The organism is Streptomyces sp. NPDC089799, from assembly GCF_040684755.1.
Lineage (GTDB): Bacteria > Actinomycetota > Actinomycetes > Streptomycetales > Streptomycetaceae > Streptomyces.
In genome coordinates this window covers 192,379-204,500 of the sequence record NZ_JBFBGR010000001.1, presented here as the reverse complement: position 1 = coordinate 204,500, position 12,122 = coordinate 192,379, and the positions used below count along the sequence as shown (strand labels likewise).

The window sequence follows — 12,122 nt, the reverse complement described above, 5'->3', positions numbered from 1 at the left end:
TGCCACGGCTCCCGGCCACCGCTCACCGGATTTTGCCGGTCACCACTTCCCCGTTCCTCCGAAACCGACGCTCCACACGTCGCCGTTCCCCGGCCATTCGTCGCGCTCCTCGTCCGGATCGTCGACGACCAGCACCGAGACTCCCGACGCGGGATTGCGGTACTCCAGGTAGCCCCCCTGGTGGATGAGTTCGAGGACGGGCTCCGGGTGACCCGGAACGGCGGCGAGTGCCGCCTCGACCTCGGACCAGGCCGTGTACGGCGCGAAATCCACGCCGGTCGCCTCCCGCCACTCGGTGCCGGGCCCGGGGTCCAAGGGCAGCCGGTGCAGCTCGAGCACGCCGCTGCTCAGGGTCCAGCCGGCGGTCTCGCCGCCGCCCGAGAAGGACAGCTCCAGCAGCCCGTGGTCCCGGCGCAGGGATGCGCCCGGGACCTCCTCGACGTCGAGGAACCCCACGGGCACCGCCCGCTCGGCGGCCTCCGGTCCGTCCCCGGCCCGCAGGCCCAACGGGCTGCCGTCGGCGAGCAGCTTCGCAATGAACTCGGCTCCGGTCACGGCCAGTTCTCCAGTTTGTCGATGAGGGCCTGCATTTCGTCCTTCCGGTTCTGCGTGTTGCCCCAGTTGTGGTCCTCCATGTGTTCCTTGGCCGACTTCGCCTTGGCCAGCAGGTCCGCCCGCAGCTTGGGGTCGTTCTCCACCGCCTCGACCGCCGTTCTGACACTCTTGTCGGACGCCCAGCCCGTCGCCTTCAGCCGGATGGGCTCGCCCACCAGCTCGCCGTCCTTGTTGACGCTGATCCTCACCTCGTCGGCACCGACGTGGAGGTGCGCCCCCTTGGTCGCCCAGTCGGACGCCACCGGCGAGACCTTGACCTTGCACGGCTTGAGGCCGAGCGGGTCGGCCCACAGGTGCGGGTTGTCCACGTACGCCCTGGGGTTGGGCGCCGGATCGAGACCGAGCGGGTCCACGCTCAGGTACCGGGCGGTCTCCGGGTCGTAGTACCGGTGGAGGTTGTAGTGGAGGCCGGTCTCGGGGTCGAAGTACTGCCCCGGGAAGCGCAAGGGGGTGTAGGCGGTGGCGTCGCTGTTCCAGCCGGTGGTGCCCCACAGCGTGGAACGGGACTGCCAGGCGATGCCGCCGGCCTCGTCGACCAGTTCCGTCGGGGTGCCGACGATGTCGGTGACGATGCCGAAGAAGCGGCTGTCCACCTCTTCGCGGGAGGCGTCGAGGACCCGCTCGGTCTGGGCGAGTGGATGCAGTCCCCGGTGGTCCCAGGTCAGGACCACCTCGTGCGGCCGTTCCGGTGTCCGGGTGGACTGCTCGCACAGCGTGTGGCCGTCCCACGTGAACAGCGTCTCCTCGGCCACGGCCCCGTCGCCGGCCGACCGCTGCTTCGACAGCCTGCGGCCCAGCGGATCGTACGTGTACCGCCACGTCGTCCCGTCGGGGGTGACCACCTCGGTCAGCCGGTCCTCCGCGTCCCACGTGTAGCGCCAGCTGTCCGCTTTGCGGGACGGCCTCTTCCGGGTCCGCCGTACGACCCGGCCCTGCCCGTCGTGTTCGTGGCGGAGGGTGCCCGCGCCGACGACGCGGTTGCCCTCGTACGTGTGGTGCGCCCCGGTGGCCGCCGTGTCCGCGTGCAGTGCCGGGTGGCGGGCCGAGGCCAGGTTGCCGGCGGTGTCGTACGCGTACCGCTCGGTCCACCCGTTCCCGTCCACGTCCGTGACGCGACCGGCCGGGTCCAGCCGGAAACCGCGGGAGGGCGCCCCGCCCGTCCCCTCGATTCCGGTGAGGCTCCCGGCGGCGTCGTAACGGTAGTCGCGCCGCCTGATGGTCCGCCCACCGGCCGTGACGGACTGTCCGGTCAGCCGGCCCATGAGGTCCCGGCTGCTGCCGAACGTCACCGGCCCGCCGAGGCTGCGAACGGTTTCGCGTCCTGCGGCGTCGTGCTCGAAGCGCAGCTCGCGGCCGGAGGCGGTCAGCCGGGTACGGTTCCCGGCCGCGTCGTACTCCCAGGAGCTGACGGCCCCGCCGGGGGTGGTGCGGCGGGTCCTGCGGCCCAGCACGTCGTGCTCGAAGCGCAGCTCGCGCCCGTTCACCGTCTCCGACCGGAGCTGCCCGTCGCGGTCCCGCAGCCAGGTCAGGGTCGCGTCCGGCCCGACCGCCCGGGTGAGCTCGTCGCTGACGTCGTACTCGTACGTGGTGGCCCGCCCCGCAGCGTCCTTGCGGACGACCTGCCCCAGGGCGTTGCGCTCGAACCGGACGGTCTGGCCCAGGGCGTTGGACCGGCTCTCCAGGCGACCCGCCGCGTCGTAGGTGCGGGTCAGCGTACGCCCGTCGAAGTCCGTCTCGGAGATCATCCGGCCGGCGTGGTCGTAGGTGTAGGACCAGGTGAGGCCCTGTGGGTTGGTGACTTCCCTGAGCCGGAGGTCCGGGTAGTGGCTGAACCGGTGGCGGGCGCCGTCCGGGTCCGTGCGGGCGATCAGCAGGTCGAAGTCGCCGTACTCGTAGGTCGTGGTCGCACCGGCCGGGTCACGGTGGACGAGCAGGTTGCCCTCGCCGTCGTAGCTCCACGCGGATTCGGCGCCGTCCGGGTCGGTCCGCCGGGCCAGTCTGCCTTCGGGCGTCCACTCCAGGCGGGTGGTCCCGCCGAGCGGGCCGGTCACCGTGACGGGCCGCCCGAAGGAGTCGTAGGCGTAACGGGTGACGGCCCCCAGCGGATCGGCGATCTCCACGGGCCGGCCGACGGCGTCACAGCGGTACGTGGTCGTCCGGCCGAGGGCGTCCGTGACCGAGCTCAGGTGCCCGCGCCCGTCGTAGGCGAAGTGCGTGCGCGCCCCGGAGGGCGCGGTCTCGGAGAGGCGGTTGCCCCGTTCGTCGAAGGTCTGCCGCAGCACGGTGCCGTCGGGGCGGACCACCCGGGTCGGCAGGCCCAGCGCGTCGTACTCGGCCGTGGTCGACCGCCCGTCGGGGCGGGTGATGCCGACCAGCCGGCCGTGCTCGTCGTACCGGCAGGTGGTGACGTGGCCGAGCGGATCGGTGTGGGTGAGCAGCTGGTTGTACCGGTCGTGGGTGTAGCGGACGGCGGCGCCCTGCGCGTCGATGTCCGCCACGACCTGGTACCGCGCGTTGACCTCGTACCGGCGGCGGCGCCCGCAGGCATCGGTGACGGTGGTGGCACCGTCCTCGTAGACGAAGGTGGTGCTCATGCGACCGTTGGTGCCCGCCTGGGAGACGCAGCGGTCGGCGTCGTCGTAGACGTAGTCGAAGCGGTGGCCGTTGGTGTCGGTCCAGGAGGTGACCCGGCCCCGGCCGTCACAGCCGAAGCGGAGCGGCTTCCCGGAGGAGTTCACGACCTCGGTGAGGTTCCCTCCGGTGTAGGAGTACGTGAGCACGTGCGGGCCGTCGGCCAGGGCCAGTCCGGTGATGCGGCCGTCGGCGGTCTCGAAGCGGACCCGGTATCCGCCGCTGTGGGTGATCCCCAGCGGGACGCCGTCCGCGTCGTGTTCGAATGCCAGGGCGGCACCGTTGCGGTCGGTGATCTCCTGGAGCACGGCCACGCCGTCGCCGTCCGCGGGTGCGGCCACGTCCGCCGGCTCGGCGCCCCCGACGGGCCCGAAGCGCCGGACCACCCCGGCGTCCGGGTCCGTGACGGTGTAGCGACCGTCCGGGTACCGCTCCAACGGCCAGCGGCGCCCGTGCGTCGGCAGGACCGGGAGGCCGGGGGCCGGGTGCGGGTAGAGCTGGATGCCGCCGTCCTGACGGATGAAGACGATGCCTTCCGGGTCGGCCTCCAGCCGCTGGTCTATGGTGCTCGCCCAGGTCGGACCGAACCACCGGCCCGTCCGGTACGAGGACTCGAAGGTCCTCTCGAAGACCAGTGGCAGTGAGCCGGGCAGGGCCAGGTCGGTCTGCGGGAGCAGCATCCGGCCCGTGGCCACGTCCACGGGGTCACCGTCACAGACCTTGTCGGTACCGCACCGCGCGGGCCCGTCCGGACCGTCCCCGTCCGTCTGCTTGCGCCCGGGCCCCTTGCGCCCGGGCACCTTCAGGTCGTCGGCGTGCTTCGCGATGTTCGCGGCCTTCTTGGCCGCGCCCAGGCCCTTGGTTCCGACGAGCTCGGGGATGAGTTTGCCGATGCCCTCGGAGGGGTCCTTCATGAACTCGTCGAGCATGGTCTTGGCGGTGCCGACGGGGTCGTTGGCGGCGACCACGAGGCCGGTGACGGTGTTGTTGAGGTTGGTGAGGTACTCGGCGGGGTGGGTGAGGTTGTACGGGTCGGTGGGGTTGACCGACCGCGCGAAGTCGATCAGGCCGGCCGTGCCCTTGATGACGCCGCCGGTGAGGTGGTTGGCGTCGATCTGCAGGCCCTGCAGGCCGTCGTCGAGCTGTTCGGCGTACGAGGGCTTGGGCGGGGCCGCGTCGCGGGCCGCGGTCAGCGCCGTCCTGGCCGTCTCCGCGGCCTCGTTGCGCTGCTTGCGGGCGTTGATCACCTTGTCGTAGGCGGCCTTGATGCCGGCCTCGCCCGGATCCTTGAAGCCCGAGGGGCGGGGCGGAAGGTCGTCCTTCTTCGCCTTGACCGCGTCGTTGTACTCGTCGACCTTCGTGTTGTAGGCGGTGCGGGCGTCCTCGGAGGCCTGCTTCGCCTTCCTGTACGCCTCGATGGCGTCGCGGGCCTCGTTCTGGGCCCATTCGACGGTCTCGGCGAAACGGGTCAGGGCTCCTTCGGCCTTCTCGAAGGCGTCGGCTGCCTTGAACCACTTCGGGGGCTGCTTGGCCACCTCGCCGGCGTACGAGTCGGCGGTCACGCCCTTGATGGCATCGGAGTCCAGGCCCTTGACGCCGTTGCCGACCTTGTCGAAGTTCGTACGGAAGTCGGCCAGGTGCTTGGCGTTCTCCCGGATCTTCGACACGCTGCCGTAGATGATCTTCTTGGGGTCCTCGGTCTGGTCGAGCTCCATCTCGGCGACTTCCGCGCCCATGGTGTTCGCCAGCGAGCGGCTCTTCTCCCGGATCCAGTCCGCGCCGTCGTCCCAGCCGACGTCCTCGGCGAGGTCGGCGCTCTTGTCGCCGAGCCACTCGATGCCGTCGCCCATGCCCTCGACGGCGTCCTCACCGGCGTCCTCGATGAAGTCCGGGGTCCAGTCCCGCCAGCCCATCAGCCCTCGCCCCCGTTACCCCTGCCGCTGCCACTGCCGCTGCCACTGCCGCTGCCACTGCCACTGCCACTGCCGCCCTTGGCCTGTTCGAGCAGGTCGTTCAGCGAACCGATCTTCCCCGTGGTCTTCAGCGTCTCGCCCGTCTGGGACCAGTTGTCCTTGACGTCCTTCTGCATCTTCTCGAAGGACTCCGCGCTGTAGTCCGGCTTGTAGACCTCCCACGGCGGGCGCGTGATGTCGTCCCAGGACTTCTGCTCGATCTCGTCCTCCGAGGCGTGCGGATTGCCGTAGAGGGAGTTCACGCCGACCTTGAAGGCGCCCTGGATGTACTGGTCCTCCTCCCAGACGGTGCCGGCCGCGATCCCGAGGTTCGAGCAGAGGGTGCTCGCGTCCTGGACCAGCGCCCGTACGCCCCACTCCCACTTCTCGCAGAAGTCCTCGAACAGGTCGGCCACGCCCGGGTGCCCGGCCTCCATCCCGGTCATCGACATCGACTCGAAGCCGGCGCCCATGGAGGCGCCGCCGGCCGTGCCGACCTCGCGCAGCTCCGCGACCGCGCCGCGCAGCCCGTCCCGGATGTTCTTCACCGCGGCCGGGTCGAGCCCGAGGTCCTCGTTCCCGCTCATGCCCGGGCCACCCCCTCGGTCTGCGCCGGCTCCGCCCGCACCGGATCCGCCCGTACGTCCACCGCGACCGCGTCGGGCACGATCCCGCTCACCGGCGGGAACAGCATGGCCCCGTCCTGGTCCGCGACGTTCAGCGCGACCCCGGTCGGCCCGTCCAGGCCCGGCACGATCCCGTCCACCAGCCGCGCACCCAGTACGGCCAGGTACTCCAGCTCGCGCGTCGCGTCCATGCCGCGTGCCACGGCGAACCGGGCCAGCGCCTCCTCGTCCGTGAACGCGTGGATCCAGCGGACCCCGCCCTGGAAGCCGGACATCAGCCCGCCGTCGACGACCGGCACCAGCAGCGCCGTCCGCCGGAATTCACCGACCAGGCTCGCCGGTTCGCCTTCCCCCGCGCGCATCCGGGCGATTTCCTCGACCAGTCCCATTTCAAAGCCCCCGTTCCGCTTCGGCCGTCCAACCTATGGGACGGCGCGCGGCAAGCCAAAGCCGGGGCGCAGGTCTCCACGATGTCCCCACCTGCCGTGCACGGCAGGGCACCCCCGCCCGGAGTCCGGTGCGGGGGTGCCTGGTGGAGCTTGCCTGCGGGTGCCGGGCGGGACTTCAGGAGCCGGCCGGCCGGAAGGAGCGCAGTCGCAGGGAGTTGCCGACGACGAAGACCGAGGAGAAGGCCATGGCCGCTCCGGCGATCATCGGGTTGAGCAGTCCGGCAGCGGCCAGCGGCAGCGCGGCCACGTTGTAGCCGAAGGCCCAGAAGAGGTTGGACTTGATGGTGCCCAGGGTCCTCCGGGACAGCCGGATCGCGTCGGCGGCCGCCCGCAGGTCGCCGCGGACCAGGGTCAGGTCGCCGGCTTCGATCGCCGCGTCGGTGCCGGTGCCCATGGCCAGCCCGAGGTCCGCCTGGGCGAGCGCGGCGGCGTCGTTGACCCCGTCACCGACCATGGCGACCGACCGGCCCTCGGCCTGGAGCCGCTTGACGACGTCGACCTTGTCCTCGGGCATCACCTCGGCGATGACCTGCTCGATGCCGACCTCGGCGGCGACCGCTTCGGCCACGGCCTTGTTGTCGCCGGTCAGCAGGATCGGGGTGAGGCCCAGCCCCTTCAGGCGGGCGATCGCCTCGGCGCTGGTGTCCTTGACCGCGTCGGCGACCTCCAGGACCGCACGGGCCTCACCGTCCCAGGCCACGGCGATCGCGGTCCGGCCGGCCGCCTCGGCCCGGCGCTTGGTCTCCGCCAGCTCCGCGGGCAGTTCGATGGCCCACTCTGCCAGCAGCTTCTCGCGGCCGGCCAGGACGGCGTGCCCCTCGACGATTCCCTGGACGCCGAGCCCGGCGACGTTCGCGAAGTCCTCCGGGGCGGGCAGTTCACCGACGCGTTCGGCGGCACCGGCGGCGACGGCCCGGGCGATGGGGTGTTCGGAGGCGTGCTCCAGGGCTCCGGCCAGCCGCAACACCTCCTGCTCGTCGGTGCCGGCGGCGGTGTGGACGGCCAGGAGGGTCATCCTGCCGGTGGTGACGGTGCCGGTCTTGTCCAGGACGATGGTGTCGACGCGACGGGTGGTCTCCAGCACCTCGGGCCCCTTGATGAGGATGCCGAGCTGGGCGCCCCGGCCGGTGCCGACCATCAGCGCGGTCGGGGTGGCCAGTCCGAGGGCGCAGGGGCAGGCGATGATCAGTACGGCGACGGCGGCGGTGAACGCGGCGGTCCAGCCCGCGCCGTTGCCGAGCCAGAACCCGAGGGTGCCGAGCGCGAGCGCGATGACGACCGGGACGAACACGGCGGAGATCCGGTCGGCGAGCCGCTGGGCTGCGGCCTTGCCGTTCTGCGCGTCCTCCACCAGCTTGGCCATCCGGGCGAGCTGGGTGTCCGCGCCGACCCGGGTGGCCTCGACGACCAGCCGGCCGCCGGCGTTCAGGGTGGCTCCGGTGACACCGTCGCCGGGCCCGACCTCCACGGGGACGGACTCACCGGTCAGCATGGAGGCGTCCACCGCGGACGCGCCCTCGGCGACCACGCCGTCCGTGGCGATCTTCTCGCCCGGCCGGACCACGAACCGGTCCCCCACCCGCAGTTCGGTGACGGGTATGCGCTCCTCGCGGCCTCCGCGCAGCACGGCGACGTCCTTCGCGCCGAGCTCCAGCAGCGCCTTGAGCGCGGCCCCGGCCTTCCGCTTGGAACGGGCCTCGAAGTAGCGGCCGGCCAGGATGAAGGCGGTCACTCCGGCCGCCGCCTCCAGGTAGATGTTGCCCGCGCCGTCGCTGCGGGCGATGGTGAGCTCGAAGGGGTGGGTCATGCCGGGCGTACCGGCGGTACCGAAGAACAGCGCCCACAGCGACCACAGGAAGGCGGCCGACGTACCCACCGAGATGAGCGTGTCCATGGTGGCGGCGCCGTGCCGGGCGTTGGTGAACGCGGCCTTGTGGAAGGGCCAGGCGGCGTACGTGACCACGGGCGCGGCCAGTGTCAGCGACAGCCACTGCCAGTACTCGATCTGCAGGGCCGGGACCATCGCCATCGCGATCACCGGTACGGCGAGCAGCACGGCGGTGACCAGCCGCTGGCGCAGCGGCCGCAGCTCTTCCTCCTCCGCCGCCTCCGCCGCGGCTTCGGACCCGGCAGGACCACCCGTCTCGCGGGGCGGTTGAGGTTCACGGGCGGTGTATCCGGTGGCCTCCACCGTCCCGATCAGATCGGCGACGCTGACCCCCTCCGCGAAGCTGACCTTGGCCTTCTCGGTGGCGTAGTTGACCGTGGCGGTCACGCCCTCCATGCGGTTGAGCTTCTTCTCGATCCGGGCCGCGCACGAGGCGCAGGTCATGCCGCCGATGGCGAGCTCGACCTCGGCGGCGCCGGTGGTGGTGGCGACGGTCATGTGCAACTCCTCGTGCGGGATGGTTCGGGGGTACCCGGCCGGGGCCCGGCAGGGCCCCGGCGGCTCAGGTGGCTCGGGTGGCTCGGGTGGCTCGGGTGGCTCGGGTAGCTCGGGTAGCTCGGGCCAAGGGATCCGACAGGGGGATCAGACGGCGACGCGGCCGGTGACCTCGTAGCCGGCTTCGTCGACGACACCGGCGATCACGGAGTCGTCGAGCGGACCGTCACTGATCACGGTGACCTGACCGGCGCCCAGGTCCACCTCGACCCGGGTGACGCCCTCCACCGCGCCGATCTCCCGGGTGAGCGTGGTCCTGCAGTGTCCGCAGGTCATGCCGGCGACCGCGTAGACGGTACGGAAACCCTCCACGGCGACGGCCGTCTGCGACTCGGCGGCGGTGGTGGAGCAGGTGTTGTTCGGGGAGCAGCAGGACGAGGACATGGCGTTCTCCTGAGTCTCGGTTCGGGGCCGGCGGACCAGCTTCACCCGGTACCCCTCGGGGGTATCCGGCGGGTTGGTTTATGTATACCCCCACCCCGTATCAACCGCAACCCCCTCCCACCCCTTGACTGGGTACCCCCCAGGGGTATTGTGAGCACGCACGACGACACCAGAGACAGGGAGACGACCATGAACACGGCGGCCAGGATCAGCCTCTACGGCGCGGCCCTCGCGGTGGCCTTCACCGGCGCCTTCGCCCTCGGGTCGGCTGCCGGCCCCCTCACGGACCGCACCGCCCCCGCCGCACACCACGCCGCCGCCCGCACGGGAGGCACGGCGGGAAGCCCAGGGGAAGGCACGGCGCAAGGCACCCGCACCCCGCCTCCCCCCGGCGGCCTCCAGGTCTCGCAGGACGGCTACGCCCTCGCCCTCCAGACCCCGCGCCTGACCGCCGGACGGCAGGAATCCCTGCGCTTCACGATCAAGGACGGGGCGGGCCGGCCGGTCACCGGATACCGCACGTCGCACGACAGGGAACTGCACCTGATCGTGGCCTCACGCGACCTGAACACCTTCCGCCACCTGCACCCCACCCGCGCGGCGGACGGCACCTGGAGCACCCCGCTCGACCTGCCCACGGCCGGCGACCACCGCGTCTTCGCCGACTTCACCCCGGCCGGCGAGGGCGCCCCCTCCCTCACCCTCGGCGCCGACCTGGCCGTCGCCGGCCCCTACGAGCCCCGCGACCTGCCCGCACCCGACGCCACGGCCCGGACCGAGGACGGTTACACGGTCACCCTCAACGGCGGCCTCACCCCGGGCCGCGCCGGCAAGCTGACCCTCAGCGTGGCCAAGGACGGCCGCCCGGTCACCGACCTGGAGCCCTACCTCGGCTCGTACGGCCACCTGGTGGCGCTCCGCGCCGGAGACCTCGCCTACCTCCACGTCCACCCGGAAGGCACCCCCGGCGACCCGGCCACCGCCCCCGGCCCCGCCGTCTCCTTCTCCGCCACGGCCCCCACTGCCGGCACCTACCGCCTCTTCCTCGACTTCAAGCACCAGGGCACCGTCCGCACGGCCGCCTTCACCCTCCCCACCACCGGCGGGCCCACCACGCCCACGGCCACCGGCCCCACCACGGACGACTCCGGCGCCGGCTCCGGCGCCGGCTCCGACCACGGCGGCGACGGCCACGGCGACACCCACTGACCGACCGGCCCGGGGGTGCGGGGGCTCATCACCCGATGACTCCGCCCTCAGAGCCAGCCGTTGCGGCGGAAGCTGCGGTGGATGACGAAACAGGCGACGGCGATCACGCCCAGGACCGTCGGATACCCGTACGTCCACCGCAGTTCCGGCATGTGCTCGAAGTTCATGCCGTAGACCCCGCACACCATGGTCGGGACGGCGACGATCGCGGCCCAGGCAGTGATCTTCCGCATGTCCTCGTTCTGGGCGACGGTCACCTGGGCGAGGTGCGCCTGGAGGACCGAGTCGAGCAGCGCGTCGTAGGAGGTGATCTGCTCGATGACCCGGCTCAGGTGATCGGCCACGTCCCGGAAGTACGCGCGGAAGTCGAGCTCGACGGCGGGCATGGCCTGGGTGGCGAGCTGCTGCAGCGGTCGTTCCAGCGGTGCCACGGCCCGCTTGAGCTCCAGCAGTTCGCGCTTGAGCTGGTAGATCCGGCCCGCGTCGCCACGACCGCCGCTCTCGCTGAAGACCGCGCTCTCCACCGCGTCGAGGTCGTGCTGCACGGCGTCGGTGACCGCCAGGTAGTCATCCACCACATGGTCCGCTATGGCGTGCAGGACCGCGGCCGGCCCCTTGGCCAGCTGCTCCGGCGAAGCCTCCAGCGCCTCCCTGAGCGGCCCGAGCGAACCGTGGCCGCCGTGCCGGATGGTGATGACGAAATCGGCCCCGATGAAAGCCATGAGCTCACCGGTGTCCACCACTTCGCTGGTCGCGGTCAGCTCGGCGTGCTCCACGTACCGCACCGTCTTGAACACCGCGAACAGCGTGCCGTCGTACCGCTCCACCTTCGGCCGCTGGTGCGCGTGAACGGCGTCCTCGATCGCCAGCGGATGCAGCTCGAACAGCTCCGCGAGACCGGCGAACTCCTCCTGCTCCGGCTCGTGCAGCCCGATCCAGACGAACCCGTCCCCCGCCTTGCGGACCCGCCGCAGGGCCTCCTCGACCTCCGCACAGCCCTCCTGCCGCACACCCTCCAGGTACACGACGCAGTTCACCACCGCACTCCCCAGCGGCGACCGCGCCGGATGACTGAGGTCCACGGCCCGCCGATAACTACGACGAACCGCCTGGCGGATGCTGCTGAACACGGACACTGCGACTCCTTCGGCCGGACCGCCCGCCAGTCTGCCACCCCACCGAATCCCCGATTCCGGATCGCCCCCGAGCGGCACCCCGGCCGGATCGGTACGGGTCACCCGGCGGGGAAGTTGACATATTCACAGGTCAGGCCATTTTCGATACGGCGATCGGGCCCTGCGGGTGACTGAAACGACACGCATCATTCCAGAAGCTTTAGGCGAATTTCAGCCACCCCCAGGCGCCTTGTTTCCTCCGGGCCGAGGCTACGGATCCCCGGAAGACCAGGGGATCTCGGGCATTGCCGGATAGAAGCGGAATGTCTGATACGCCTTCTGGTCTTCAAGATCGGCGGATCGTAGCGTCGGGGATCTACCCACAAGTAACCGGTCACCGGCCTGTCGTCGAAAACCATTGACGTACCCGGTCGTGGCCAACGAATCCAAGGAGGCGTCATGGACGCTCTGGAGATCGACTTCGATGAGTTCTCCCTCGAGGAGATCGCCGTCGAGGATGTGCCCGACACCACCGGCCTGCCGGTGATGGGGGCCTCCAACGGAGCCTCGTGCTGCCGGGCCAGCTGCTCCTGCTGCAGCAGCAGCAGCTGATTCGCCGCCGGGGGCCGCTCGCGGCCCCCGGCGCGCCAGCCGACAGGAACCACTCCCGGCCGGACCTCACAACCGGTAGGCCGGGC

General features: G+C 71.5%; 9 protein-coding genes. 2 read left to right on the top strand and 7 right to left on the bottom strand.

The genetic code is table 11. The features are described from left to right. Window positions 1-39 precede the first annotated feature (39 nt). The 6 genes from AB0O36_RS00765 to AB0O36_RS00740 form a co-directional block, all read right to left on the bottom strand. Window positions 40-555, bottom strand: a complete 516-nt coding sequence (locus tag AB0O36_RS00765; protein WP_365102027.1) for a hypothetical protein — start codon at window positions 553-555, stop codon at window positions 40-42. After that, complete coding sequence (locus AB0O36_RS00760) at window positions 552-5,159, bottom strand: putative T7SS-secreted protein (RefSeq protein ID WP_365102024.1); 4,608 nt, start codon at window positions 5,157-5,159, stop codon at window positions 552-554. Before AB0O36_RS00760 ends, AB0O36_RS00765 begins: the two co-directional genes overlap by 4 nt. Then, window positions 5,159-5,785, bottom strand: a complete 627-nt coding sequence (locus AB0O36_RS00755) for a hypothetical protein (protein WP_365102022.1) — start codon at window positions 5,783-5,785, stop codon at window positions 5,159-5,161. The genes AB0O36_RS00760 and AB0O36_RS00755 overlap by 1 nt, the downstream gene beginning before the upstream one ends. Further along, window positions 5,782-6,213 (bottom strand): SseB family protein, encoded by a 432-nt coding sequence (locus AB0O36_RS00750; RefSeq protein WP_365102019.1) that lies wholly within the window; start codon window positions 6,211-6,213, stop codon window positions 5,782-5,784. Before AB0O36_RS00750 ends, AB0O36_RS00755 begins: the two co-directional genes overlap by 4 nt. A 175-nt stretch (window positions 6,214-6,388) precedes the next feature. Beyond that, on the bottom strand, window positions 6,389-8,659 hold the full coding sequence (locus AB0O36_RS00745) for a heavy metal translocating P-type ATPase (RefSeq protein ID WP_365102017.1): 2,271 nt from the start codon (window positions 8,657-8,659) through the stop codon (window positions 6,389-6,391). Window positions 8,660-8,803: 144 nt separating this feature from the next. Continuing rightward, window positions 8,804-9,100, bottom strand: a complete 297-nt coding sequence (locus AB0O36_RS00740; protein WP_365102015.1) for a heavy-metal-associated domain-containing protein — start codon at window positions 9,098-9,100, stop codon at window positions 8,804-8,806. A gap of 189 nt (window positions 9,101-9,289) precedes the next feature. On the opposite strand from AB0O36_RS00740, the gene AB0O36_RS00735 reads away from it, so the two are divergent. Beyond that, the gene (locus tag AB0O36_RS00735; RefSeq protein WP_365102012.1) at window positions 9,290-10,309 is read left to right on the top strand and encodes a hypothetical protein; all 1,020 of its coding nucleotides are present in this window, start codon (window positions 9,290-9,292) and stop codon (window positions 10,307-10,309) included. 47 nt (window positions 10,310-10,356) lie between these two features. On the opposite strand, the gene corA is transcribed toward AB0O36_RS00735, so the two are convergent. Continuing rightward, window positions 10,357-11,445, bottom strand: a complete 1,089-nt coding sequence (gene corA, locus AB0O36_RS00730; protein WP_365102009.1) for a magnesium/cobalt transporter CorA — start codon at window positions 11,443-11,445, stop codon at window positions 10,357-10,359. Between the two features lie 438 nt (window positions 11,446-11,883). Here corA and AB0O36_RS00725 point away from each other — a divergent pair, with 438 nt between their 5' ends. Beyond that, complete coding sequence (locus AB0O36_RS00725; RefSeq protein WP_365102006.1) at window positions 11,884-12,036, top strand: thiazolylpeptide-type bacteriocin; 153 nt, start codon at window positions 11,884-11,886, stop codon at window positions 12,034-12,036. Window positions 12,037-12,122: the final 86 nt, after the last annotated feature.